The organism is Wolbachia endosymbiont (group A) of Limnophora tigrina (assembly GCF_964263225.1).
Taxonomy (GTDB): Bacteria; Pseudomonadota; Alphaproteobacteria; order Rickettsiales; family Anaplasmataceae; genus Wolbachia.
Genome location: NZ_OZ181654.1, coordinates 646,991 through 673,618 on the forward strand (window position 1 = coordinate 646,991; position 26,628 = coordinate 673,618).

Sequence of the window (26,628 nt, forward strand, 5' to 3'; positions counted from 1 at the left end):
AGAAAAATGACCGTAAAAAATGAGGGCATACTACTGATTCTATCCTCTCCTTCTGGAGCTGGAAAAACTACTATATCAGAAAAATTACTTGAGCAATCAACTGATTTAGTTATGTCTGTTTCTATGACTACACGCAAACCTCGTCCCGGTGAAGTAAACGGAAAAGACTATTTTTTCGTTACTGAAGAAAAGTTTCACGAACTATGTAAGGCTGGTCAAATGCTTGAATATGCCAAAGTTTTTGAGAATTTTTACGGTATACCAAAAGATTTTATAGAACAAAACCTGAGCAGTGGAATAAGTGTTTTACTGAATATAGATTGGCAAGGAGCATTTCATTTGTTTGAAATCTTAAGAGAAAAAGTTGTAAGTGTTTTTATACTACCTCCCTCAATGGAAGAGCTTAGACTGCGTCTACAAAGGCGTAATAGTGATGATGAAATTGAAATAGAGCGTAGATTAGCCGAAGCGCAAAAAGAGATAAGTAAAAGTAATAAATATGATTACGTAATAATTAATGATGATCTTGATAAAAGCGTAGAAGAGATAAAATCAATACTAAGTAAAGGAATGCTTAAAAAATTAGAAGAAAAATCAAGTTTGAAAGATCTATAAAAATATTTGTTTATCTCTTTTAGCAGCATTCACGCTTCACAGTTTAGCCACATTTATTATTTTTTAAGATAAAATAGTTAAAATAGTAGACAAGTGCTAAAGTGGGGATTTGACTATGACAATAGATTTTCTAATAGAAACTAGTTTTCTGCCTTTTCACCTATATTTCGATAACATCTAGCTCAATTTAAAAGTTTAATACAATTCGTTAACGCCAAATAGCTTTTAATATTGAGGTTTTAATATGAGTATAGATCTAAGTGTATCAGTTACTAATGCAAACAAACTAGATAAATATATAAACAAAAATGAAAAACAAGATAAAAAAGACAAGCAATTGTATAATATTATAGAGAGAAAGGTAAAAAAAGAAAAACATCAGCATGAAAAACCAGGAAGTCGAGATGGAACACTCAAGGAATGTAAAAGGTTATTTAAGGAAGGCGCTAGTCCTGAAGTATTAACTAAATTAGAAGAATCGCTTAGAGAACAGGAAAAATATCACAGATATTATGTCCAATGTTTCCTTCCAGTGCTAGGTGAAGTAATAGAACGATCGAAAAGAATATCAAATGAAACAAAAAAACAAGTAATTTCTGAAGTCACTAAAAGTTGTTTTAGTAGGCACAGCGAACAAGACAGTGGCTACGGTAGCGATTTTGAAGATGAAATAAACGGAATATCAGATTCTGATAGCGATTTTGAAGATGGAATAAACGGAATATCGGATTCTGATAATGACGTTCAATTACTAAATGCAATCCAAAATGGAAACAACAGGAAATTTAGAAAATACCTAAAAGATTGCACAAATGTCAGTGGCATAACAGATGAAAAAGGAAATAATATTTTACACCTTATTGCATCGCTCAAAAAGAAACAAAAGCTTAAGTTTCTAGATACCTTGATAAAAATAGCTAACGAGAAAAATTTAGTACAACTTGTTGATAGTGAAAATCAAGAAGGAAAGACTCCTTTTCAGGTAGCACTAATTAACAAGATAATAAAAGGGAAACATGAGTCTAATACAGTTAGAAGTAGCGATAATACACTTAAGTTTCTTGCAAAATTGTTAAAGTATGGAGCCAAGCTAAGCTTACCTACAGAGGATTTAGAAAAATTATCTAAAAAGCAAAATGAATACTATCTTAAATTTTTAGAGAAATTGGCTGAGCGAAAACCAGAAATAAAAACAAAAGTTGAAGAAGTTATAGCCCATACCATAAATACTCCAGATAGTAATGATAATTATCAATTACATTTAGCAATTAAAAATAAAGATGAGAAATCCTTTAAGGAGTTATTGCAAAAAGGAGCAGATATTAGCCTGAAAGATACAGATGGTAATAATGCTTTACATCTAATAGTTTTAGAATTAAAGCAAAAACGAAAGTTTGAATTTTCAAATATAATATTAAATGTAAGTAAGGAGGAAGAAAAAGAGTATCTTAAAGCACAGTTTAAAAAAGCTATAAATGCTGAAAATACAGCAAAACAAACACCTCTTTATTATTTATTCCAGCATATAAAAGAAAAAAATGAGGATCGATCATGTACAGATAAAAAATTTGAAAAAACAAATAGATATAAAGCCTTAGAGTTATTTCTCCAAAATAGTGCAGACATTACTGCTCAAGACAAAGAGGGTAATAATGCTTTGCACTATATTGCTTCGCTAAAAGGAGAACAAAAGGTTGCATGCTTGGAGTTGATTTCCAGTTTAGTAAAAGAAAAAGAAATATCTGAAGATCAGTTAGGTAAGGCCATAAAGGCCATTAACGAAGAAGGAAGAACACCGCTACAAGTATCATTAACAAAAAAAGCAGAAAAAGGCAACCACCTTTCGCAAATGAAAACAATTTTTGATCTAGGGAAAAAGTACGACAATACAACAAAGTTTTGTGCAAAGCTGCTAGAAATAGGTGCTGATTCCCGTTCTCTGAAACTAAAAGATCGAGAATTTCATACTGAAAAATATTATTGCACTTTACGTAATTTAGAAAATTACTCAAAAACTCCACAAGAAGGAAAGGTAAAAGCTAAAGAACTAAGGAAAAAACTTGAAAAAAAATATAACGTTAGAACTTTTTCAAAAAAATGTCAGCATATTCTACACAAAACAGGAGATGGCCTAAAAGCTGCATGGAAATGCATTGATCCGGGCAGGAGAGCTAGTGTATTGTTAGCAATCACAGTAGCAACTACTATTATTACAATGGTAACACTTTCTTGCTTCCAAGGACAAATTGCAATTGGAGCAGCGTTACCCATCATAGCTATAACAGGAGTGGTCTGTCTGATATTCACTTTGGGACTTAGCGGCATTAGGAAGTCTGTTAAGGAATTAACCAACGATAAGCAAAGCCGTAAAGATGATCACCTAGCTGCAAAACAACCTGAAAATATTACTGAACAACAAAATTTAGCTAACAACTCAGCAGAGCAAGAAGTACAAAGATCGTCAAATCAATCGGAGCATAAAGAAAGCCCAGCTACTCAAATGAGCTATGTATCAATACTACGTCAATTTATAAATAAACCAGATGGGTTAACTAATAAATTCTCTTTTCCGGGGCGATGAAATCAATCTCATCGCTCAGAGTTTTTTCAGCAACTTTTTTATAGTCAATTTCTACACTAACTTGGCTTTTCTCTTCTTTAAGCCATGCTATAGTATGCTTCATCCAGTTTTTATCATCACGTTCAGGGAAATCTTCACGAGCATGAGCACCCCTGCTTTCCTCGCGATTAGCTGCGCATTCCATGGTAATAACTGCTTGTGGAATCATATTGGCAAGCTCCAGCGCTTCAACCAAATCACTATTCCATATCATACTGCGATCTTCAACTGCAATGTTAGGCATCATTTTTGCTACTTCTTTTATAGCTTTTTTACCTTCCTCTAAAACTTCAGCAACACGGAATACCGATGCATATTTCTGCATAGTGTGCTGCATTTCACTTCGTATTTTTGCTACTTTGAACTCTCCAGAAGCAAATCGCATTTTATTAAATCTATCTACTATCAAGTCTGTGCAGTCTGAATGCAATTTTTTATGTGGTGTATCAGGTTTCAATTTTTCTTTTGCCCTAAGCGCGGCAGCTCTACCAAAAACCACAAGATCAAGAAGCGAGTTGGAACCTAGTCGATTTGCACCATGTACAGAAACACATGCTGCCTCTCCTATTGCAAATAATCCTTCTACCACTTCTTCTTTACCTTCCTTCAGTGTTATCACTTCCCCATGATAGTTGGTTGGAATACCTCCCATGTTATAGTGAACAGTTGGAATAACAGGTATCGGATCTTTAGTAACATCAACTCCTGCAAAGGTCTTTGCTGTTTCACTAATACCTGGCAATCTGAGCTTTATTACTTCCGGATCAAGATGAGCTATATTCAAGTACATGTGATCTTTCTTTGGCCCAACTCCCCTTCCCTCTCTAATTTCAATTGTCATTGCTCGACTTACTACATCACGAGAAGCCAAATCTTTTGCCTTTGGCGCATAACGTTCCATAAACTTCTCACCCTGAGAATTAACGAGGTACCCACCTTCACCGCGGCATCCTTCCGTCATCAAGCACCCTGAGCCATATATTCCTGTTGGATGAAATTGCACAAATTCCATATCTTCAAGTGGCAACCCAGCTCTCACCACCATGCCATTACCATCACCTGTGCAGGTGTGTGCACTTGTTGCAGAAAAATAAACACGTCCATAACCACCTGTTGCTATTACCACAGAATGTGCACGAAATCTATGCAACGTACCATCACACAGCGACCAAGCTATCACCCCACAGCATGTCCCTTTGTCCATAATCAAATCGATTACAAAATATTCGACAAAAAATTCAGCGTTAAATTTAAGACATTGCTGATATAGAGTATGAAGAATTGCATGCCCAGTTTTATCTGCTGCTGCACAAGTACGCTGAGCCGATTTTCCTTTACCAAAGTGAGTTGTCATTCCACCAAAGGCACGCTGATATATTTTTCCATCTTCCGTACGAGAAAAGGGTACACCAAAATTTTCAAGTTCAATCACAGCTTTGGCAGCATTTTTACACATATACTCTATTGCATCTTGATCGCCAAGCCAGTCTGAACCTTTTATTGTATCATATGCATGCCAGCGCCAGTCATCTTCAGCAATATTACTCAAAGCTGCACTAATTCCTCCTTGCGCTGCAACTGTATGACTTCGTGTAGGGAAAATTTTAGAAATGCAGGCAACTGAAAAATTAGTTGCAGCCATTCCAAGTGTTGCTCTAAGCCCTGCTCCACCTGCACCTACTATCACCACATCATACTCATGCTCTATGATTTCATACGCTGACTTATCCATATCCACTTATTTTATCATCACAGGCTTATAATATCACAGAAGTAGAAAAAATCTATACAAGTTTTCTGGATGTAAGCTTCTGAAACAAATCTATAGTAAACGATGTAATAACAATCATAGGGCGTCATGAAAGTAGCTGAAATTGGAATGACACTATCATAAAGGAATAAGTGTAGTTATTTGCATAACATTGATGACTTATGCCTATTTAATTAGATCTAAAATTAGATAGAAAAAGGTAATCTTGATAAAACTCATTTACAACAAGTTCTCTCGCACTTGAATTTTCCGTTTGCACTTTTTTGTATCCTAATTTATGGCTTATTGAATCTTTATATGAACTAACTGCTTTATATATCTTACTTACCTCTCCTGGAAAGATACCACCAACAATTATAACGCATAACCCTGCAACTGTTGCAAAAGCTAGAGTTAAACTTTGCCTCCAGCTAGCTTTTTTTTCTTGTATACCAGCAGGGCACAATTCACTTGACATTTCTTTTAGATACTCATGCCACATGTGATTGCAGTTTGTACATTTCACTTTTCTTCCAGATTCACCTATTTGCCCACGAGATACTAAGTAAGTTTTAGTACAATTATGACATTGTATTTTCATAGTGCTTACGTATAAAATAATATAAATTTGATATCAATATGTATATAATAAATGAAAAATTTGCAACTAAAAAATTACAAGATGAGATAGAAAATATTTGGAAAGATAAAGAAAAACTTAACGACTATAATCTAAAACACGAAGCAAGATTAATAATCAAAGAGGTAATTGAGTTACTTGACAGTGGTAAAATTAGAGTAGCAGAAAAGCTATCAAGTGGAGAATGGATAGTACATAAGTGGATAAAGCAGTCAATATTATTACATTTCCTCACTGAGGAAAGCAAAATAATAGACAACACCAATTGCTGGTTTGACAAAATCGGTAGTAAGTTTAGTGAATGGAATGAAGAAAAATTTTACCATTCAAAAATTAGAGCAGTTCCTGGGTGTTTTGTCCGCCAATCTGCTTACATAGGTAAAAATGTTGTTCTAATGCCAAGCTTTATCAACGTTGGTGCATACATTGATTCTGGCACAATGATAGACACTTGGTCAACAGTTGGTAGTTGTGCACAAATAGGGAAAAACTGCCATATTTCCGGTGGAGTGGGAATAGGCGGAGTTCTCGAGCCCATTCAAGCTTCTCCAGTCATTATAGAGGATAATTGCTTTATTGGAGCGCGCAGTGAGGTAGCCGAAGGTGTCATAATAAGAGAAGGATCAGTCCTTAGTATGGGGGTGTTTATTGGAGCATCAACAAAAATTATTGACAGAGAAACAAGCAAGATATTTTATGGTGAAGTACCACCTTACTCTGTAGTTGTACCAGGATCTACTCCACCTAAAAATAACATTTCAACCTATTGTGCAGTTATAGTAAAAAAAGTGGACGAGAAGACGAGATCAAAAACTTCTATAAATGAAATATTGAGAACCTAACTACTTGCAGTCATTTTTTTTATCATTATTACTAACTACAGTAATAGCATATGCGCATAATTCTGGAAAAGAGATCCCGTTTTCTTGAGACAGCTTGTATAATTTTTGCAAACTTTCTTTAACTTTATTAGGAATGTTTCCTCCACGCTCCTTTGCAAGCCATGAATCTTGATGGTGAATTGGATGAGTATCACCCTTTGGATTTCCTATATATACTGCAAAAGGTGCATTCTGTCCTTTGAAATCACACTGTACAGTAAATTTTTTTATAGACTCAGCCATTTAAAGACCTCTACTTTTCTTTTTAACCGATTTTATAGAAGATACAAGAGGTGGTTTTTTGATAAAATCTTGCCTATTAAACACACTTTCTTTGCCTTCTAAAGCTCGACGAACATCGGCTCTGCTTAGCTGTGACTCTTTTGCTAACCTCATTCCATGCTTTACCATAATATTAGCATATGCTAACACTTTTTTTACTAACTCTAGGTCACCATTCAGCATTTTAACTAATGCTTGAAATACCTCCGCTAAAGTTAATTCATCAGCACCTACAACCTTATTTTCTACAAAATTGACAACTTCTTCAAATTTATATTCAACACCATCATCTTGAGGTATAAGGGTAACATAATCCGTATCTTGACTATTCATAACCAAAGCACTATCGCCTTTAAACTTATATTATATATATAAATACTCCACTATTTTATAGTATGGCACGCTATAGTTAAACATTTATTAATAATATGCTTACTTATATACACGAATTAATTGATAAAAGCCAAGGATCAATATCCATCAGTAATTTTATGAATGCTGCTCTATATCATAAAGAGTACGGCTATTACATGAATAAATTACCACTTGGCAAAGATGGTGACTTCATTACTGCACCTGAAATTAGTCAGCTATTTGGTGAAACAATTGCAGTGTGGATAATGAATACATGGGAAAAATTAGGAAAGCCATCAAAATTTTCTCTAGTTGAACTTGGGCCAGGTAAAGGAACACTCATTCATGATGTAATAAGAGTCACCAAAAAATATAGCTGTTTTTTTAGCTCAATGGACATTCATCTAGTTGAGATAAGCCCTATTTTACAGAAAATACAAAAGGAAAAATTAAAGGGATTAGATATTAATTGGCACACAGATGTCGACAACTTACCAAATCAGCCAACTATTTTTTTTGCAAATGAGTTATTTGACGCCCTTCCAATTGACCAATTTATTTATCGTGATGAGCAGTGGTATGAAAATAGAGTAATAAAACAAGATGATGGCAGTCTTTCATTGTCACTCCAGTGCTTAACCAGACCAAAAACTGGATTCCAGACTGGAATGACAGGGGGTTTCAATGGTGCAGTAGTGGAAGTATGCCTAGCCGGAATCGAAATATTAAAGAAACTTGAGAATAAGATAGTCAATAACGGAGGAGCTGCCCTGATTATAGATTATGGTTATGTATATCCTGAATATAAGAGCACTTTGCAATCGATAAGGCAGCATAAATATACTAATTTTCTTGAAAACGTCGGTAATAGTGACATCACTGCACTTGTGAACTTTCAATCATTAAAAGATTCATTAAAATACTTAAATTGTGAGATTTTAACTCAAAGAGAATTTTTATATTTGTTTGGTATAAAGGAAAGAGCGCAAGCTTTAATGGAAAATGCAAGTAATGAACAGAAGAATAAGATCTTCAGTGAATTTTTAAGGTTAACTGAAAATATGGGTACTCTCTTTAAGGTAATGCTGATTCACCATTTGTAGTCTTGTGTAGTTCTTATGTTAAACATACAAATACTAAAAAATTTACAGAATAAAAAAGGTAAAAGAAACGTATCTGTTCAGCAGAGTAGCAAAATAAGATAGACAGATAAGACTATCATAGGAACAAATAGGTGTCATGCAAGTAGCTGACACTGGCATGACAACAAAAAAGTTACTCAAATGACACCCTTTTGATGCACAATTTTTGGTGCATCACGTACTGATTTTCATCCAAGACGATGTCATGCAAGTAGCTGACACTGGCATCCAGCCTTTTCGCGCAAAAAACGTTGTAAAGTGTTTACCAACTTAGTTGGATCCCAGCTGGAATGACACTTGGTTATGCAAGAAATCTATTGTCAAAAAAAATTACTTCCGCATATTTTGAATCTGATTATAATGACAATTAGAGATATTTTAAGAGCTCAAAATCTATCTTTGTCTGCAGACTTTCAGTTAACTTTTCAATAAAAAACGTAGCGTATCTTTTTCAGCGGTCTGTCATATGTGCGCTGCATTTTTTTCTAATCTTTTTATACAGGAGGATTTTATGTCCAGAATTCCAGATACTTGACCTTTACTTTAGCTAATAACAGGCGCCTGTGATTTTTATAAAGAAAGTGTAGGAAAAACTGTTTCCAGGCATAAATTTGCCATGTAACCTAAAAAGTAATTATATTAGCATAATATTCATACTTATATGCCAATATTAATATTCTTTGAATGGAATACGAAATTAATGTTGAAAAAATATGTACCAAAAAATTTATGGGGGATCTATGCCGAAGCTCAAATTGCATGACACCATTTATTTTTATGGTTTTGTCTATTTTATTTTGCCACTCTGCTAAACGGATACATTTAATTCCATTTTTATCGAGCAGATAATTGTCATATATTAGCTTAGTTCTCCTGTTATACTTAAATATAAATCAGCATAGCCCTAATTTTTTTATATATTTTACTTCTTTCTCTATATTCAATAATAGGCTTGAAAATAAATGGTAAACCTATAATTGTTAAGCTTAGAGCTAGGATTGAAAGTACACAAAAGGCTTTGTGTTTACTATGTAGCTCTTTCAAGTAAAGCATCAAAAACCTACAAAATTTTTTGTAATTTTCTTCAATATTTTTTTTGCTATGAGCCTTGTCAATAAACATATCTATTGCAGTATAATCATTACTACAATTAATTGCCCCTTTTTCTATTAATAGCTGAGCTATATCAAAATAATCCTTTTGAATAGTAAGATGCAGAGGTGTAAAACCTTGTTGATCACAAATATTCATATTGGCTTTTACTGCTAACAACATTCTTACAATTTCTACATGGCCTTTTTTAGCTGCAAGTAGCAGAGGAGTTCTGTTGCATCTAGTGACGGCATTAACGTTTACCTTAAGCTCCAATAAGAACTTAACTGCTTTAGTATCACCATTATAGCTAGCTTTATGTAACCTGGTGTTACCGCTACAATCTTGGTCATCTGCTTCTATTCCCTTTGAAACAAGAAATGTTACCATTTGCCTATTATTATGCTTAATAGCGCAATCCAGTGCATCAAAACCATGTTTATTTTTTGTGCAAATAAACTCTTTTAACTTAGCTTTTGCTTGCTTTACAATAAGCTTTACCAGTTGCATTTTGTTGTTATATGCTGCTAGAAAAAGCGTAGTATTATTTTCTGCATCTTTTGCTTCTATGTTTGCACCTTTCTTTATCAGATATTCTATAATCTCTGCTCTACTTTCATAATGTGTAGTACATTGATAAATGGTCAAAAATAAAGGAGTACGAAAGTTATTATCTTCACATTCAAGATTTGCTCCGCTATCAATTAAAATCTGGACGCTCTTTTTAGAACCGTATAATGAAGCTATGTGAAGAGGAGTATAGCCTTCCTCAGCATCTTTTTCATTAACTTTTGCGCCTTTTGTTATTAAAAAATCCATTAATTCTGTGTCATCTTGTAGTGTAGCAAGGTGAAGTGGAGTAAATCCATTTTTATCTCTAGAATTAATTGTCAGTTGATTAACAAGAAGTTTAGCAATTTTTTTGTGTCCATGCATAATAGCATAATGCAGTGGATTTCTATTTTCATTGTCCACAACATTAAAGTCAGCTTCGTGCTCTAATAATGATTTTACTCCAACTAAATCGCCTTCTTTTGTAAACTTATGCAAGAGAGTGACTCCGCTTACATCTTTTGAGTTAATATCAAATCCACTTTCTACCAATTGATGTATGTCTTCCTCACACGCCATACCATTTTAATTAAACCCTTTTCGCATTAACAATACTCCCACTTAATTAAGTTTGAATGAATCTGTAAGAGATATATCACAATTTATTGAAGTTACTAAATTCCGATATATTAAAGTCCACAATTTCCTGAATAAAGCCCTGACGATATTTTGCACACATCCATCCGCACACGCTCTCCAGGTACTTTACAGTTATAACGCTTGACCTGTTTGCGATAATGACGTTTAACATGCAGAAGACTTACATCATGTTTTTTGAAAATTTTGTGTATAGTAGCCAATGACAAGGATAAATCATATAGACGTCTTAACTCGGTTTGAATACGCCTTGCCCCTAGCTTTCTAGTTTGTCTTAGATGAAGAATAAGCTGCTCATCTGATTCATTGATCTTTTGCAAAGGTGAAGTTTTAGGCTTACTACTGAGATCTACTAATCCTTTTTCACCTAACTCTTCATAACGTTTGTACCATTTGCGTAAGGTAAAACGTGAAACACCATAATGCTGACATACCTTTCCTGCATGACCCAACTCTTTGTATAGTTTTATCCAACTCAGACGTAGTTTAACCCTAGATTAACTAATTTATCCTTTGCAATTGTAATAAGGTCTATAAACTACTGCAAATCCAAATTTCTATTTGATCTTACATTCTTATTGTAATAACCTCTATGGATCACACAGCATTAGTCGTGTATCTGAACAGATACTTTTGTACATGGATCAGCTTTATGTGTATCAATTCTGTCTACTTCAAGTTTCCAGCAAAACTACTTTCTAATGTATTGCTTTCAATCAAGTTCTTTGTTAAGCTCACTGTTAGTGGATGTTCAATTATCTTAACATAAAAATCAAGGCAGCTTTAGGTATAAATACGAGTAACTCGTATAAGTAAAGAGGCTATAAGAAGTTTCTTACCATTCTATTCAAACGGGTTTTAAACTTTTGAAATGTCATGACATTGTTGATACGTTTGTCAAGAAACGACAGGGTATCTGCAAAATCTTCTGAATAATCATTGATAAAAAAAAGTATCGTACTTAAGTACACTCCAGCTAATATTGCTCTTTTTGTATAGTAGTTAAAATCTGTTGATTGATCATGAATGCCATACCAAATCGCGCTAACAGTTCTGTACAAGAGTTTACTAGAAAAATATGTATTTTGGGGTAATATAGAGAATGATAAAACATTTTTTAAAAACTCTCTGTAATTTTGTAACTTAGCATAGTTTGAAAGGCGTATTTGGACAGCTAACTTTATCCGCTCTCTTACCTTCATATCTTCTAAATTGGAATTCCAAAGTTCAGTTTCCATTGAGCTATTTAAGTCCTCTGCTATGTACTCCAAAGCACTATATATTCCATTTTGAAATTTACAAAAACTATTGGCTAGGTTAAGGTTCGTGCACACTTTCAATAAGGTTGCATCACTTATTCCTTCAAATGGAATAACCTTAATCAGCTCATCTACTATTAACTTTTGTTCCATACAATACTATACTAAACATCACATATAATTGTACCTGAGATTTTCAAACATTCTGCAAAATGCTTCACCGCGCTCTTCAAAATTTTTCCACTGATCAAAAGAAGAACATGCAGGAGAAAGTAATATCGCTACTTCTTCTTTGCTATTTATGGCCTCTTCAAAAGCCAGTTTAAATGCGTTTTCTAGATTATAGCACTTCATATAATCTATTTTGTTCTCCATAATGTTTGCAAAAACTTCAGTTGATTCTCCAATAAGAAAAGCTTTTCTAATCTTGGTGAAATGCTTGCTTAATGATTCTATTCCGCCTTTTTTGCTTTTTCCGCCAACAATCCAATATATGTTTTTATAAGATAAAATTGCCTTTTCGGTCGATTCTGAATTGGTTGCTTTGCTATCGTTGATAAAAAGTACATTATGTATTTTGCCAAGAAATTCATTTCTGTGTCTTAGCCCTGGAAAGGATTTGATTTCATTGACAATAGTGCTGCTATCTACTCCAAGTAACTTGCACACAGCGTGTGCAGCTACTATATTTTCTACATTGGATACTAGGTTTACTTTCATATCACTCATTGATAAGTTGTGATTCTCTAGTTTTAGCGAGATCTCCTGAATCTCAGCACTCCTTTTGTCATCCAAGTAGCTGACACTGGGATCCAGATAATTTCGATCTATACCAGTAATCTGTTCACTATAATCAAGCAAATTGTTATCTGCCAATGATATTAGATCTCTTGCACTACCCTCTATCATCTGAGTAGTTGGCAATGGTTTTTCTTTTCTGGTCATGCGCTGGAATGACACCAGGGAATATGTTACTGAGATTGGAATTTTGTTCCCAGTGAATTTATTGAATACATCAGAGGTAATTTTGTTATCACATCCTATCACGGCAATCTTGCTACCGTTTATCAATTTTAGTTTAGTTGCTATGTAGTTATTCATACTTCCATGTCTATCTATGTGGTCTGGTGTGATGTTGAGCAATACAGAAATGTCTACATTAATTTTATTTATTAGCTCCAATTGAAAAGAGGAGAATTCAATTACATAAATTTCTGCATCTCTTTCTAAATCCAAAATAGGCACACCTAAATTCCCGCCAATAGCTACTTTTTTCCCTGTGGATTTTAATATGTGCCCTATTAGTGACGTGGTGGTTGATTTGCCATTTGTTCCGGTGATGCCTACAACCTTCTGGCTTGTAGTTTTAGTTTCAAGAAATAGCTCAATGTCTGATTTTATTTTGCAGTCAAAGCTTCTTGCAAGTTTTACTACCCAATGCGTTGGTATTGGCACTCCAGGGCTCAAAATTAGTGTGCTTATCTCATGCCAATTATACTCATTGGGATGAGTAAAGTTACACTCTTTATATATCTTTTTTGCATTTGCTATTTGCTCTTTATTATCATCCCATGCATATATTTTTGCACTGCTTTTTGTTAGAGCATTAATAACGGACAAACCAGTTTTACCAAGGCCGAAAACCGCAACACTTTGATTTTTGTATTTGTTTAGTTGCACTTCTAGATAACTTATGCGAACCATTTTATAAAGATATAATACAAATTATAATGACTTCTTCCATAGTTTTTGGCAGTGCTTAACTTTATTGTCACAACCTTAGCCAATAGAAAACTCCTTGACACATTTTGCCAACTCCCTTGCCATGATATGTATAACAATGTTACAAAAAATAATATCATAGAATTCAGTAGGATAATTCCTAGAAAACCCCTACATACTAAAAAAAGCAAAATGCTGTTAAAATGAGCTTAAGAATAAATAGCAAACATCTAACATAACAATTCTATTTGTAAATCAGGTGAGGCTTATCCTATAGAAAGCTTTCGAACTACGCAAGCGTATCTTTTGCCTTTAGTATTTCTTTATTGTTTAAGATAACTGTCTGAGCTCCTCTGCCTTAGCATTATATCTCCACTTTCTGCAAGTTATTCCATTAAGTAGTAAAAATATTAGACTTGCCGCAAAACTAAGAAAAAAAGACCAAAGATAGAGCAGATTGAACTTACAGTAAAAATAGAACAAAAAAACTCCAACAATAAATTATGCAAACTTCATCAGGTTAACTTTAACTTAAGAAAACATAAATCAAATTTTCTTGCTCAAAGACCTTGCTTTTTCTCCAACCTTACTCAAACGTACTCTAGCTTAATGCATAATTTTACCCATAAACAACCTTATCTTTGGTACTTTTATTAGTTACAAGTCATCTAGAAAACCCAGATGCTCTACGAAGCCCACCAATCAATATCAGATCCTGCTCTTGTCCTACAGCATTTAATATAGCGTATAACAAAACCATCGCATCTCCCCCAGTAATACGCTTGCATCCTCCACAAAATTCGTATTCACTTAACTGTCGATTTGCCTCCACCCTTTTTCGTTCAACTTGTTCTGCGGTGTTAGCATACTTCAACTCTATTCCAATTGGATGAGTATCATCATTTTCCGCAGATTTTGATAATACTAGGTCTATTTTCCTTCCTCTCTGTAGCTGGAACTCAATAATTACCTTGGCAGGATTATCGCAACTTTGAAATATCCCACGCAACAAAGCCTGAAATTTAGCTTCATTGTTCACGAGTAGACGGTTTCCATTTAATAACGGAGACAACAGACGAGAAATCTCATTAAATAAAACTTCATACCTAGCCCTGTACTCACCATTAACATTACCATCATTACCAAAATTAGGCTCAGCACTCATCAACTGATCTGCAAGTTGATGTAAATTCCTAACATTACCCATTTGTTCTGAAAACCTTCCCTCGAAATAACCTTCACTATGAGAACGTGAGTAAGCACGTAGTGATTCGAATTTCTTTGCAGAAGCCACTTCCAGATGACCCTGGACATCTACTTCACAAAGTACTTGACGCACCTTAGCATCATCTGTGGCTTGAGGCAGTAACGACAGGTTCAATGCTTTGTCTGGTAAAGTCTGCCACTTTAAACGACGAAAAATGTGAAGCACAACAAAACCAATATTTGATAAAAATAGAGCTAAAGTTAACGCATGGCTTACAATATCTGCTGCATCTCCCCTACCACCTGTACGTTTCATTTTCTCTCCCTGAGAGTGGTTAAATAGATACTTGGTAACCCTTACCTCCCGCCCATCATTTGTTTCTAAGTCCCTCCTTGTAGATAAAACATTTCCAAAAACAAACGATGACGTACAGGAAAAAGTGTTACAATGAGGCGATTGAGTGAACTCTGATGCTATGGGTTGTAAAAAACGTTTTACATTTCCCCTAACTCCATTTCCATGAGGATGTAGTAAACCCGGTATTAAGGAAAGACCACCTTCTGAAAAGGCCTGCACAGAAGTTCGGAGACCAGCACCTCCACGTAATTGAAAATTTAACGCTACACAAACAGCACTTGGTGATGAGGTATGAATAGGCAAAGACGAAACAGAACAACTTTTAGCATAATCTTTAGCTTGCTCTAATCCTTCCTCATCACCAACCTTCAACTCAATTATAATTGGAACCGAATCATTTGTCTGATCAACACCACGAACAAGCAAAACAACATCTGCATAACCTTTTCCTATAAGTAGCTCTGGGTAGAAATCAGCCACAGCTCGGTATCTAAAATTTACTAAAAACCCACACAGAAAACCGTGGTAATCAGACTCTGCACGAAACACTAAGCTATCTTCATGTTCATCATGGATATCAATAACATATTCCAAAATTCTTTTAACATTAGTACGCACTTCTCCTGTATCATCATTTGCCAACTCACTCATCAGGTCTAACAATTCACCTTGTTCTCTGATTGGGTTAATTTCATGAAAAATTGGAGCTCCAGGTTCATCACGTTGAGGAAATCTATCTATTTCATGAATAAACCTACATTCTTCTCCAAACCGAAATATTTTATACTCTTCCCAATCCAGATCCTTATCTTCCTGTAATTCTTGTGGAAGATTCTCTTCTACCTGCTGCTTCTCTTCTGCACTAAACCTTGACCCAGGGCTGTTCTCATTATCAGCAACAGTATAACACCTGACTATTCTTCTATTTTCTTTATTAGTGAGAACAGCAACTTTTAGATTTCCATAATTGTCAAAACGAAAATAGACTCTTTCATCTTCAACTAATATACCTGCATCATGTGCAGTAGAAAACATACCAAAAAAGAATGTAGGAAAAAAGCCAGGCTTATTAGCCGAATGCAAAAAAGATGGACAGTTGTTTAAAAAACCTACAAATTGTCTACTAAACTCATCACAACCTCCACTTAATAAAGCCCTAACTAATTCACGATCTTCATTATTACCATGCATAAATACTCCTATTTGTTAACAACTGCAGCAGGCGAAATACTAACATTAGTACCCACTAACGTAGATTGAGGACCTTCAGTGCTAGCAGAGAATAAATTCAAATTTCTCGCTGACTTACACAACTCTTCTATTAAATTGCAGGAGCTAGTTGCATCTATCATCTTAGAATTCCTTGTTTTATCTAAACTATTTGCTATCCTCTCTTTTAATGATTTAAAGCTTTTGTCTGAACAACAATCTTTAGCAAACTTTAAAATACTCAAGACCAAATCAACTTTTTCACCATCGCCAGCACTTTGAGTATCCTTGCTGTTCTCCTGATCTACAATCAAATTTGAAATTGCATTTTCCATTGCAACAAACGCAATCCTATCTTTAAAAGGATCGACAACATTTATTTTATTTTGGTTAAATACACTAGATTCCCAAAGACTGCTAATAGCTGACCTTGCTTCATTCCTGTTATCCAAGTCATAATCTTTAGAAACTACAACAAATGAAAGCGATGAGAGAAGATGTGCATATCCTCTAGGTGAAAGCATTTTCTCTACTTCAGATCTTGAACATCCCTCGCTCAAGTACTGGATAACATACTTAGTTGTGCAAAGAAAACCGTGCTCTACTAAGTAACTAAGAGGACGATAGATCACACCCCTATCTTTCTTATTCGGTAGCCCAAGTAGTGACTTATGATCTACTTTTGCGCTTATGACTTTACCTAGAAGGGAACTTAAGGTAGAAGCAAGTTTATAGCTAGATTGCAATGGAGATAATTTTGCAATAGCAGAAACTAGCAATTTTTCTCTCTCTTCTTTCACTAATTTTTCTTCAGAACACAGACGATTATAGAAGTGTTCCACTCCCTTACTCCACTTGAAATCTACAGCCTTATTAAATCCATCTTCTGCTTCTATATTTTCTCTAAGGTTACCTGATTCTTGATCAATCCAGAAATTGAAAACAGGATCACGTCTTCCCATGGAACTTAACAATTCAACTCTTGCAAGCTTATCACTGCAAGCTAAATTCCTATCTTCCTCACATGCACCTTTATGAGATAAGTCAGATCTAAAAGACTCTAACGCCTTGTCAAATAATTGCTTAATTTCACTCTCTACACACTCAATACATGCTATTTTATATATAGCAAATGGATTCAACACACCTGATTTAGCTAATTCTCCTACCAATTTAGCAACATCTAGTGTCGCACCTGACCAACAAGATTCATCACGAAACGCATTACATAAGAGGTCCGATTGCTCAACGGTTAGACCCTCTACTGTTACAGGGTGAGCCTTGACCCATTCCTCAATAGCTGAAGTTCTATCACCTTTAACAACATCCTTCAGCTTACTTATTACTTTGCTAGAGATAATCTCTTTATTTTTTTTAGGATCAGAACTGAGACGAGATCTTTTGCTTGGGCCTGCATTACCCTTCAAATCTTCCGTTCCACGTTTAGTTTTACTTTTTGGCATCTAATTACCTCAAAATCAAATATTCAATGAAGGTATTATACAAGCATTAAAATAATATACAAATCGAAAAATTAGTGTGCACCTAAATTTAAGCAGTAATTATAGACCTGCTGCAAAAGAGGAGATATTAAAGAGAGATGTAGCAAGAGGGAATGAGCTTAAATTATCAAATTAACGTTATTCTACTTTACCTCACTAGCATTTTCCTTACCTTGAGCCTTACTATTACTCACAAATATAAACGTTCGTTACATAGCTCTTAATATGTCTAAAGAGACGAAATTTCCCGAATTATTTATAATGAACCCTTACGATCACATTCTGGGGACGTACATCAGAAAACTTTTATATTATTAGTTTTGTAGTAAAATTATATGAGTACATCGTATCTATTAAATCAGAAGCTTTATGGATTACAGATTGAGAGCTTATTTGTTTGGGGTTATCTGGTTTATACTTAGCTTACTTAGTAGTGTAGCTAATGATACTATATCAAAATATCTAAGTTTACATCTTCAGAGTTTTGAAATAATTTTTTTCCGCTTTCTGTTTACCACTATTACCCTTGTACCTTTTATGTTTTACTATGGAATAGAAACTTTTAAAACAAGTCAAATATCTACTCAAATAACCAGGGGTGGGTTGTTGTTTTGTGGAATGACCTTATGGACTTACGGGTTGACTGTTTTCCCCATAGTAACTGCAACGATTATAAGTTTTTCTATACCATTATTTGTTATACTTCTTGCAATCCCTTTACTAAACGAAAATATAATTTGGCAAAGATGGATAGTAACTATTATTGGTTTTGTTGGTATTGCTATTACCACCAAAGCTCATAGTGAAGACTTTAATCCTAAAATTCTTATTTTTATTGTATCTGCGTTAATCTTTGCTATATTAGACATACTTAATAAGAAACTTGTGATAAAAGAGTCAGTAATAAGTATGTTATTTTATTCAGCTCTAACGACAACTATTTTTTCTACTCCACCTTTGTTATTTTATTGGCATATGCCTTCCTTGTTGGAGTTAGTATTACTGCTGATTTTAGGAATAAGTTCAAACCTAATTCTGTTCTTCATGTTAAAAGCTTTTGCTCTTACTGATGCTACTGCACTTGCACCGTATAGATACATAGAGCTAATAATTTCTGCAATAGTAACATACGTTATATTTAATGAATTACCTGATAAAAGTGCTTTATATGGTACTTTGATATTAATACCATCAACCTTATTTATAGCTTATTCGGAAGGTAAGGCAATTAAGAAAAATAATGTAACAACAAAAGTTTATAATTGTTAATGGTATTTATTTTAGATGCTAAGCTACATTTTTAAGGTGATAGTAAAATGCACATAACTATTATAGGAGTAGGGTATGTAGGCTTAGTATCTGGTACAATGTTATCGGAGCAGGGCCATAAAGTTGATTGCATTGACATAAATACTGAGAAGATTGAACTTTTGAAATCAGGGAAAATTCCTCTATATGAACCTGGATTAGCAGATTATTTAGAGAATAATATAAAGTCACAAAGGATAAGATTTTTTGATTCGTATTCTCAAATAAATCCCAATACAGAAGTAGTATTTGTAACTGTAGATACTCCATCAGACTCCCTAGGAAATGCAAATTTAAAGAATGTATATAATGCAGTAAGTGAAGTTTCTGAGAGGGTTAATCAAGATTGCTTAATAGTGATAAAGTCAACTATTCCTCCTGGTACTGCAGAAAATATACATAATTATTTATCTAATAAGGGCTATAACTTTGATTTGGGAGTTAATCCAGAGTTTCTCAAGCAAGGCTCTGCAGTATCAGATTTTTTATACCCAGATAGGATAATAATAGGAGTAAAAACTAAGCTAGCTAGGGCAAAACTAGAAGTTATATATAGATCATTTATAGATAAGAATATTCCGTTAATAGTCACTGATACAGTTACTGCTGAAATGATTAAATATGCTTCTAATGCTTTTCTAGCAACAAAGGTTGCTTTTATCAATGAGATGGCAGGTTTATGTGAGCTATTAGGAGCAGACATTGACCTTTTAGCTAACAGTATGGGAATGGACCATAGAATAGGTAAGGAATTTCTCAAAGCTGGTCCAGGATTTGGAGGATCATGTTTTCCTAAAGATTTGTCAGCTTTAATAAGGCTTGCTGAAGATCACAATGTCAAGCTACAAATTTTAAATTCAGTTAAGGAATCTAACTATAATCATATAACAAACATTGCTAAAAAGGTAGAATATGTATTAAATGGAGTCCAAAATAAAAAAATAGCGATATGGGGGCTAACTTTTAAGTCTGGTACTGATGATGTAAGAAATAGCCCAGCTATAGACGTTGCAAAATTGCTAGTGAATAACAAGGCTAAAATTACTGCATATGATCCAATGGGGATGGATAATGCTAGGCAAGTTCTAAAGGATATAGAGTACGCGGACAGCGCTATAGGAGCTGCAAGAGACGCGGAAGCCTTATTATTATTAACGGAGTGGAAAGAATTTAAAAATCAAGATTTTGCAAGTTTAAAGAGTATTATGGCTGCACCTAATATTTTTGATTTCCGTAATTTATTAGATAGCGAGCTATTACTAAGATATGGTTACCATATTTATTCCTTGGGTAAAAAATCTATCTACAAAGTTTAACTGTTGAGAAATTTTTTTTACACCGCTTTACTTAGTTTTTTAAGATCTTTGCTTGATAGTATGGAAAAGCAAACGAGTGCAACAACAGAGCAAATGGAAAAAAATGAAAACATAATACTGTTACCACAGTGCTTAACAAGTACTCCTAAGAGCAGACATGAAAATATTGAACTTGCAATATACCCAAATAATCCTGTTAAGCTTACAATTGCACATACATTATTTTGTGGAGCAATTTCTACAGCTATAACACCTGTCAGTACTTGAACTCCAAATATAAAGAATCCTGATAAGATTGCACCAAGGTTCATAAGAATTATGTTTTGGCCAAAGTTCATTGCAATAAAAGTGAGTGCTATACCCAACATGTAAAGTAATGCCAGCAAGCTTCTATTTTGAAAAAAGTACATATCACTAATTCTTCCTGTGATTAAAGTTCCAAGGATTCCACCTAAATCATATACGCCTGTTATTAGTGAGGATTGTACAAGAGAAATTTGTAATTTATCCCTTAAAATTATAGGAAACCAAAAGAAGATTCCCATTTTTATAATATAAGCACAAAAAGTAGCACAACATAGAAACCATATGGAACTTTTCACTTTGACACCTATCTGAGATTTCTGCACCTTATAATAGGTAGTAAAGTTGGCACTTTCTTTGTAATATGCTTTTAATATTATATAAATTCCAAAAAGTAAGCATAAGAGACCAGAGTACAAAAATGCACTTTTTGCATCATATATTTTAATTATACTTGGTAATACAATTAAAGTAATACAAGAACCAAGTTGCTGAGATGCGCTCATAACTCCCCATGATGATGCAATTGAAGAGATGCTAGAGTTTGTAACCATAAACTTGGTAATAGCTGGCCAACCTAACCCTTGTGTCCAAGCTAATAATATTAATGTTAACAGTAATAAAGTTAGATTATTATATGATAAAGTTATACCAATGGTTAATAATCCAGTTGCAATATTGCATAGCCCAAACATAAATAATGGATTATTTTTGGAGTCCATGATTATTCCATTAACGAATTTTGATACTCCATAAAAAAAAGAAAAGCAGGCAAAAAAATAGCTTAATTTTACATGGTCAGTATCTATTAACAGTGGTAGAGCAATTGGTATACTTTGTCTTGATAAATAAAGCAGCATATATCCACAGAAGAATAGCAAATATTGAAAGAAGACAAAGTTCACACCTATTCCCAAATAGCTCTATGCAGATGCTAGCATAATACTATATTGGTATAATATTGTTTGACAAGAAGTTTGCAAACAATTAGTGCAGAAAATTACTTACTTAGTATCTTTCTTATAGCAGATACAGTAGTATTAATATCTTCATAGCTTATATCTCTATGTGTTATAGCTCTGATTTTACCTCTTATGTTAGCCATTCTAATTCCATAATTTGTAACTAGTACGTTTATTAATTCTTGAGTAGATATACAATTAGTACGTAATGAAAAATACGCTATATTAGTTTTGTATAGGTCGATATCAATTATAACTTGATCTATGGAGTCTAGGCCTTCTATAAGGTGCTGCATCTTTTTATGATCTTCCTCTAAACAATTTATATTATTATGTAAAGCATATAAACATGCAGCTGAAATAATGCCAGCTTGGTGCATACCTCCGCCAATTTGAAACTTATAGTACCAAGCTTTTTCAATAAACTCTTCACTTCCAAGCAATATTGCGCCCATTGGAGCACCTAATCCTTTACTAAAATCAATGAATACCGAATCAAAATAACTTGCATACTCTTTTGGAGATATTTTAGTATGAGCACAAGCGTTGAACAGTCTTGCTCCATCTAAATGAGTGAATACGTCATTCTCTTTGCAGAGACTTGAGATCTCTTGAATATATTCTAAAGGCCACACAGCTCCACCACCAAAATTTGTCGTTTGTTCGATAGAAACAAGCCCAACTCTCGGAATATTTCTTAAACTAGGACGAGTAATAAACTCAACAATTTGTTCTCCAGTAAATATTCCTCTCGTACCTTTGATGGGCAAAGGAGTGGCATGTGCCTGGGCTGCGATCAAGCCAGATTGTACTATGAGCGGATGTGAAGTTTCATCAAGCAGCAAGTAATCACCAGGTCTTTGAATGTGTACTTTATAAGCAATTACATTGGACATCGTTCCTGAAATCAAAAAGATTCCTGCAGGTTTACCTAATATTTTACATGCGGTTGCCACTAATTCGTTCACAGTTGGATCTTCACATGCAGCTTCGTTTCCAACTTTTGCTTTAGCCATCGCTTCCCTCATTTTAGCTGAAGGGTCAGTGTTTGAATCGCTAAAGAAATCTATTTTTATTCTCATATTAAATTTAACACAACTTCCTTTATAATTTCAGCAGCTTTCATGATGTCTGTTTCCTTTGTGCCAAGATGGGTAACTGCTCTTATATGAGACTCGAGCCAAGGAAAAAGCAATAAACCATAAGCTTGGCACTTACTCAAGAAAACCTCATTAGTTACATTTAGTGCTTTTATACTAAAGCTTACTATATTAGTTTCTGGATAAGGTAGTACCAGTTTTATGTGTGGAATTTCTTTAATCTTATCTGCAAACAATTTAGCGAGCTTATTATCTTCTTTAAGCCTAGAGATATTATTCTGTAGTACGTATTTTGCTGCATTAGCACAATACCCTATCTGATGATAACCACTACCTAGCCAAACCTGTAGCTTTTTAGCCCTTTCAATTATCTCTCTTTTACCCATAAGCATTGAACCAAAAGGAGCGCCAAGTCCTTTAGTAAAAGAAAAGCTCATTGTATCCACATATTTAGCATAATCTGCTAAAGCAATATTTGTTTCGATATGAGCATTAAATATTCTTGCACCGTCTAAATGAAGATTTACATTGTGAGCTTTTAAAAAGTGATATAACTCGACTTGTTTTTCAAAAGGATAAATTTTACCATTAAACCCATTTATACTATTTTCTATAGAAACAAGACTCACCTGAGCAAAAATTTTATACCTCGGCTTAGAATTAATAGCATATTCTACTTCATCAACATCTAAGATTCCGCTATTATTTCTAATACAATTAAATACGATATTATTTACTTTTGCATTGCCTGCACTATCGAAAAAATTAATGTGATAATTATAATTAGTTATTAGTTCATCACCAGGACTTGTTTGAATGGCAATGGCTAATCTATTTGCAAGCATACCGCTGGTTACAAATAATGCTTCTTCTACTTTGAATAATTGTTTGCAATATTCTGATAAGTCATTACAGCTTTTGTCTTCACCATAAGCAAAATCTCCAACAGTTGCATTACTTATTGCATGTATAACGTTGGAGCTCTGCAGAGTTGTAGTGTCACTTCTCAGATCAATAATTTTTTCCATCTTATTTCTTGCCATTCAAACAACCAATTTGAGCATTCCAAAGTTCCTTGTAAAGACCTTGCTTAGAAACTAATTCAGCGTGTTTACCATCTTGGACAATTTTTCCTTTGTTAAATACTATAATTCGGTCCATGTGTAAAAGTGTAGAAATACGGTGTGCTATAGTAATCGTAGTTTTATTTTTCATCAATTTGAATAAACTCATTTGAATTGTTTTTTCTGTTATAGAATCTAACTGACTAGTTGGTTCATCGAGAAATAATATTGGAGCGTTTTTTAAAAATGCCCTTGCTATTATTATTCTTTGTCTTTCTCCTCCAGATAGCTTGATGCCTTTTTCTCCAACTGTAGTTCCATATTGATCTGGTAGAGTCATAATGAAATCGTGAATACCAGCCAGCTTTGCAGCTCTCATTATTTCTTCGATAGTAGATTGAAGTTTACCATATATGATGTTTGCTAAAATAGTATCATGAAATAACAATGGGTCTTGAGGTATTACAGATATTTGTTGCCTCAAAGAACTCTGTGTAACTTCTGATACTATTTGATTATCAATCTGTATATTACCTTTTTTAACATCAAATAGCCTTAGAATTAAGTTTATAAAAGTAGATTTACCACCTCCAGAATAACCAACTAGACCTACCTTTTCGCAAGGATTAATGGTAACTGAGAAATCTTGAAATAATGGCTCCTGACCTTCATAAGAAAAAGAAACATTGTTAAACGTTATTCTTCCACTTAATAAATTTAATTCTTTAGCATTTTCCTTATCTTGAATTTCTGGTACGGTAGTCAAGATTGGCAATGCATCTGAAACTTTGCCGAAATGAGTAGAAAATTGGGTAAGATTCCTAGTTAGATGGTTAAGAAACTCTATAATCGATATATTAATTCCAAGTACAAGAACAATATCTCCTATTGCGATTTTGTTCAATTGATAATCATGAATTAAAAAATACAAGTTTACTGCTTGGAGTATATCAAATGAATAGCCGTATATAAACCAAAGCCAAAAGTATGCCCATTGTAATTTTCTCTCTGCAATAGTTCTTTTCTTGCATATTTGAAAAAATTTGTGTCTCTCATGTGCTTGCTGAGAAAATAACCTTACTGATATAACATTTAAAATACTATCTGCTATACTAGCTATTACCTGTGAATTTTGTTTAGAGTAATTATCAGCTAATTCAGTAAGCACACGAAAGCTGAAAATCGAGACTAAAATAAAAATGCTTACCCAAGTGAATGTAGCGATTGCAAACTTTATGTTTACTAATGATAAGGTATAAATAGCTAAGACTAATGCTATACTGTAACCGAAAAAACAATCTATAAGCAATCTTATTAACTCTATCACACTATCCATTAAGCTACTGACCTTATGTACTAAGCTTCCAGATAAATTGTTCTGATAATAGGAATGGTCTTGTTGGAGTAGCCTACAAAAAGATATATCAGCTATCTTTTGACGCATTAAGGTAAACATTTGAATGTCAACAAAATAGCCATAGAATCTAAAAGCAGTAGTGATAAGTAATGCCATACCAAGATAAGCGCTTACAGGTAATAAAAGATTTTCAATTACATTACCTTCCTGATATTTTACAGCTGTATCTAGAATATTTTTTACTAAATACTTTCTAAAAGACAAATCAACAGCTACCACCAGGGCAACTAAAGACATTATAAGTACATTAAGTTTGAATTTAGATGCTATATTCAAGATGAACATCAATACACATTTGAAGCTATCAACTCTACTTCTGTTCATTTATAATGCTAGCTCCACTACGTTGACTTTTTTATTGAGAAATACAAGTAGTGAAAACCATAAATTTTTGTATATTTTTCCTGAGATGTCTCCAGCATCATGTAGTGCTGATGCTTGATTGAGAATAAGTAGCTTATATAAATCTCGCTTAGCCTTAGTAGTGTCGATCTCAGAAATATTTGTAGTTGTGTCTGTAATAAAGGCTAACCAGCTCTTGATAAGTTCTTCCATGTTTTTTGCTTTTACACTTTCCTGGTAGCCAAACAATGACAAGCATTCTCTCAGTACAGATTCTGTTAACTCACCACAATTGAGTATACCAAAAACTGAAGGCTGAGGTTTTGGCACATAGGGAAGATCTTGATCTTTTATAATCCACCTTGTTACATAAGCAAATCTATCTTTAGCATCTGTATTCTTATCACTACCATGCCATAACCGTGAATCAAAAACTATTGCATCTCCTGCTGAAATAGGTAATGACTTAATTTTGTAATTTTCCCGATTATTTGAGTACTGATCAAAAAAATATGGGTACCAAAAATCAACTAAAGGCTGTATTTCCCATTTATGACTGTTTTCTATAATTTGCAGTGCACCTGAAGTTTCACTTACATTATTCAAAGCTAACCAAACAGAAAAGTGGTAAGGATCATTGAAACTATAGGAGATGTCTTGATGGAAGGGAACTGCATCTATTAAATCAGCAGTTTTACATATAACATTTGATTTTTTCTGCAGTATCTGACACTGAAGTGACTTTTCAAGGTAATTTTTAATAATTTTATCTAATGCTTGAGAGATAATTCTAGTTACTCGAGATGACGTGCCCCATCTGCCGGTACAGTTTAAGTAGTCAGAAGTTGAAACACTTAGTTCTTGGGATAGCTTTGATATCTTATTTGTTATATCACTTAAAGACTGAGTTATTAGCTCTAAAGGAACCAGATTTTTGATAATAAAAAAACCATTTTTTTGTAATGTTTCCATGTG

At 33.8% G+C, this 26,628-nt stretch carries 20 protein-coding genes and 1 pseudogene; 6 read left to right on the forward strand and 15 right to left on the reverse strand.

Going from position 1 to position 26,628, the window contains the following annotated elements:
* Positions 1–6: 6 nt before the first annotated feature.
* Together gmk and ACE38P_RS03005 are read left to right on the forward strand one after the other, a co-directional pair.
* On the forward strand, positions 7–615 hold the full coding sequence (gene gmk, locus ACE38P_RS03000; RefSeq protein WP_010406904.1) for a guanylate kinase: 609 nt from the start codon (positions 7–9) through the stop codon (positions 613–615).
* A 244-nt stretch (positions 616–859) separates the two neighbouring features.
* Complete coding sequence (locus tag ACE38P_RS03005) at positions 860–3,196, forward strand: ankyrin repeat domain-containing protein (RefSeq protein WP_374699472.1); 2,337 nt, start codon at positions 860–862, stop codon at positions 3,194–3,196.
* On the opposite strand, the gene sdhA is transcribed toward ACE38P_RS03005, so the two are convergent.
* Together sdhA and ACE38P_RS03015 are read right to left on the reverse strand one after the other, a co-directional pair.
* The gene (gene sdhA / locus ACE38P_RS03010) at positions 3,168–4,967 is read right to left on the reverse strand and encodes a succinate dehydrogenase flavoprotein subunit (protein WP_374699473.1); all 1,800 of its coding nucleotides are present in this window, start codon (positions 4,965–4,967) and stop codon (positions 3,168–3,170) included. The genes ACE38P_RS03005 and sdhA overlap by 29 nt on opposite strands.
* Positions 4,968–5,175: 208 nt before the next feature.
* A complete protein-coding gene (locus tag ACE38P_RS03015) occupies positions 5,176–5,586 on the reverse strand; it encodes a zinc-ribbon domain-containing protein (protein WP_264374967.1) in 411 nt (136 codons plus the stop codon).
* Between the two features lie 38 nt (positions 5,587–5,624).
* Here ACE38P_RS03015 and dapD point away from each other — a divergent pair, with 38 nt between their 5' ends.
* Positions 5,625–6,467, forward strand: coding sequence for a 2,3,4,5-tetrahydropyridine-2,6-dicarboxylate N-succinyltransferase (gene dapD, locus ACE38P_RS03020; RefSeq protein ID WP_374699474.1), 843 nt, complete (start codon positions 5,625–5,627; stop codon positions 6,465–6,467).
* Here dapD and ACE38P_RS03025 read toward each other — a convergent pair whose 3' ends face one another.
* Both ACE38P_RS03025 and ACE38P_RS03030 read right to left on the reverse strand, forming a co-directional pair.
* Positions 6,468–6,749, reverse strand: a complete 282-nt coding sequence (locus tag ACE38P_RS03025) for a DUF2610 domain-containing protein (RefSeq protein WP_264686579.1) — start codon at positions 6,747–6,749, stop codon at positions 6,468–6,470.
* Positions 6,750–7,121 (reverse strand): hypothetical protein, encoded by a 372-nt coding sequence (locus tag ACE38P_RS03030; RefSeq protein ID WP_264375712.1) that lies wholly within the window; start codon positions 7,119–7,121, stop codon positions 6,750–6,752. It lies immediately after the preceding gene.
* A gap of 95 nt (positions 7,122–7,216) precedes the next feature.
* Between ACE38P_RS03030 and ACE38P_RS03035 the strand changes: the two genes are divergently transcribed.
* Positions 7,217–8,245, forward strand: a complete 1,029-nt coding sequence (locus ACE38P_RS03035; RefSeq protein WP_264686580.1) for a class I SAM-dependent methyltransferase — start codon at positions 7,217–7,219, stop codon at positions 8,243–8,245.
* A 921-nt stretch (positions 8,246–9,166) separates the two neighbouring features.
* Here the strand turns inward: ACE38P_RS03035 and ACE38P_RS03040 are convergent.
* From ACE38P_RS03040 to ACE38P_RS03065, 6 genes and pseudogenes are all read right to left on the reverse strand, one after another.
* A complete protein-coding gene (locus ACE38P_RS03040) occupies positions 9,167–10,507 on the reverse strand; it encodes an ankyrin repeat domain-containing protein (protein WP_353281229.1) in 1,341 nt (446 codons plus the stop codon).
* A gap of 110 nt (positions 10,508–10,617) precedes the next feature.
* A pseudogene (locus ACE38P_RS03045) lies at positions 10,618–11,067 on the reverse strand (helix-turn-helix domain-containing protein); the annotation flags it as partial.
* A 339-nt stretch (positions 11,068–11,406) separates the two neighbouring features.
* Positions 11,407–11,997, reverse strand: coding sequence for a COQ9 family protein (locus tag ACE38P_RS03050; protein WP_007301970.1), 591 nt, complete (start codon positions 11,995–11,997; stop codon positions 11,407–11,409).
* Between the two features lie 18 nt (positions 11,998–12,015).
* On the reverse strand, positions 12,016–13,548 hold the full coding sequence (murD, locus tag ACE38P_RS03055; protein WP_374699475.1) for a UDP-N-acetylmuramoyl-L-alanine--D-glutamate ligase: 1,533 nt from the start codon (positions 13,546–13,548) through the stop codon (positions 12,016–12,018).
* Between the two features lie 682 nt (positions 13,549–14,230).
* Entirely contained in the window at positions 14,231–16,321 is a 2,091-nt protein-coding gene (locus ACE38P_RS03060; protein WP_226079617.1) for a PD-(D/E)XK nuclease domain-containing protein, read from the reverse strand.
* A gap of 8 nt (positions 16,322–16,329) precedes the next feature.
* On the reverse strand, positions 16,330–17,802 hold the full coding sequence (locus tag ACE38P_RS03065) for a hypothetical protein (RefSeq protein ID WP_077188281.1): 1,473 nt from the start codon (positions 17,800–17,802) through the stop codon (positions 16,330–16,332).
* Positions 17,803–18,210: 408 nt separating this feature from the next.
* Here ACE38P_RS03065 and ACE38P_RS03070 point away from each other — a divergent pair, with 408 nt between their 5' ends.
* Entirely contained in the window at positions 18,211–19,110 is a 900-nt protein-coding gene (locus tag ACE38P_RS03070) for a DMT family transporter (RefSeq protein WP_226079616.1), read from the forward strand.
* A gap of 47 nt (positions 19,111–19,157) precedes the next feature.
* Complete coding sequence (locus tag ACE38P_RS03075; protein ID WP_019236556.1) at positions 19,158–20,465, forward strand: UDP-glucose dehydrogenase family protein; 1,308 nt, start codon at positions 19,158–19,160, stop codon at positions 20,463–20,465.
* Between the two features lie 17 nt (positions 20,466–20,482).
* On the opposite strand, the gene ACE38P_RS03080 is transcribed toward ACE38P_RS03075, so the two are convergent.
* From ACE38P_RS03080 to ACE38P_RS03100, 5 genes are all read right to left on the reverse strand, one after another.
* Positions 20,483–21,628, reverse strand: a complete 1,146-nt coding sequence (locus tag ACE38P_RS03080) for an MFS transporter (RefSeq protein ID WP_019236557.1) — start codon at positions 21,626–21,628, stop codon at positions 20,483–20,485.
* A gap of 140 nt (positions 21,629–21,768) precedes the next feature.
* Positions 21,769–22,812: a threonine aldolase family protein gene (locus ACE38P_RS03085; RefSeq protein ID WP_019236558.1), complete on the reverse strand. Its 1,044-nt coding sequence runs from the start codon at positions 22,810–22,812 to the stop codon at positions 21,769–21,771.
* On the reverse strand, positions 22,809–23,858 hold the full coding sequence (locus tag ACE38P_RS03090) for a threonine aldolase family protein (RefSeq protein ID WP_026097216.1): 1,050 nt from the start codon (positions 23,856–23,858) through the stop codon (positions 22,809–22,811). The genes ACE38P_RS03085 and ACE38P_RS03090 overlap by 4 nt, the downstream gene beginning before the upstream one ends.
* Before the next feature lies 1 nt (position 23,859).
* Positions 23,860–25,635: an ABC transporter ATP-binding protein gene (locus ACE38P_RS03095; RefSeq protein ID WP_019236560.1), complete on the reverse strand. Its 1,776-nt coding sequence runs from the start codon at positions 25,633–25,635 to the stop codon at positions 23,860–23,862.
* Positions 25,636–26,625 (reverse strand): phytanoyl-CoA dioxygenase family protein, encoded by a 990-nt coding sequence (locus tag ACE38P_RS03100; RefSeq protein WP_374699476.1) that lies wholly within the window; start codon positions 26,623–26,625, stop codon positions 25,636–25,638.
* Positions 26,626–26,628: the final 3 nt, after the last annotated feature.

Coding starts and splice junctions, on each gene's coding strand:
- gmk (WP_010406904.1), top strand. CDS start 7: ATGACCGTAAAAAATGAGGGCATACTACTGATTCTATCCTCTCCTTCT.
- ACE38P_RS03005 (WP_374699472.1), top strand. CDS start 860: ATGAGTATAGATCTAAGTGTATCAGTTACTAATGCAAACAAACTAGAT.
- sdhA (WP_374699473.1), bottom strand. CDS start 4,967: ATGGATAAGTCAGCGTATGAAATCATAGAGCATGAGTATGATGTGGTG.
- ACE38P_RS03015 (WP_264374967.1), bottom strand. CDS start 5,586: ATGAAAATACAATGTCATAATTGTACTAAAACTTACTTAGTATCTCGT.
- dapD (WP_374699474.1), top strand. CDS start 5,625: ATGTATATAATAAATGAAAAATTTGCAACTAAAAAATTACAAGATGAG.
- ACE38P_RS03025 (WP_264686579.1), bottom strand. CDS start 6,749: ATGGCTGAGTCTATAAAAAAATTTACTGTACAGTGTGATTTCAAAGGA.
- ACE38P_RS03030 (WP_264375712.1), bottom strand. CDS start 7,121: ATGAATAGTCAAGATACGGATTATGTTACCCTTATACCTCAAGATGAT.
- ACE38P_RS03035 (WP_264686580.1), top strand. CDS start 7,217: ATGCTTACTTATATACACGAATTAATTGATAAAAGCCAAGGATCAATA.
- ACE38P_RS03040 (WP_353281229.1), bottom strand. CDS start 10,507: ATGGCGTGTGAGGAAGACATACATCAATTGGTAGAAAGTGGATTTGAT.
- ACE38P_RS03050 (WP_007301970.1), bottom strand. CDS start 11,997: ATGGAACAAAAGTTAATAGTAGATGAGCTGATTAAGGTTATTCCATTT.
- murD (WP_374699475.1), bottom strand. CDS start 13,548: ATGGTTCGCATAAGTTATCTAGAAGTGCAACTAAACAAATACAAAAAT.
- ACE38P_RS03060 (WP_226079617.1), bottom strand. CDS start 16,321: ATGCATGGTAATAATGAAGATCGTGAATTAGTTAGGGCTTTATTAAGT.
- ACE38P_RS03065 (WP_077188281.1), bottom strand. CDS start 17,802: ATGCCAAAAAGTAAAACTAAACGTGGAACGGAAGATTTGAAGGGTAAT.
- ACE38P_RS03070 (WP_226079616.1), top strand. CDS start 18,211: ATGGATTACAGATTGAGAGCTTATTTGTTTGGGGTTATCTGGTTTATA.
- ACE38P_RS03075 (WP_019236556.1), top strand. CDS start 19,158: ATGCACATAACTATTATAGGAGTAGGGTATGTAGGCTTAGTATCTGGT.
- ACE38P_RS03080 (WP_019236557.1), bottom strand. CDS start 21,628: ATGCTGCTTTATTTATCAAGACAAAGTATACCAATTGCTCTACCACTG.
- ACE38P_RS03085 (WP_019236558.1), bottom strand. CDS start 22,812: ATGAGAATAAAAATAGATTTCTTTAGCGATTCAAACACTGACCCTTCA.
- ACE38P_RS03090 (WP_026097216.1), bottom strand. CDS start 23,858: ATGGAAAAAATTATTGATCTGAGAAGTGACACTACAACTCTGCAGAGC.
- ACE38P_RS03095 (WP_019236560.1), bottom strand. CDS start 25,635: ATGAACAGAAGTAGAGTTGATAGCTTCAAATGTGTATTGATGTTCATC.
- ACE38P_RS03100 (WP_374699476.1), bottom strand. CDS start 26,625: ATGGAAACATTACAAAAAAATGGTTTTTTTATTATCAAAAATCTGGTT.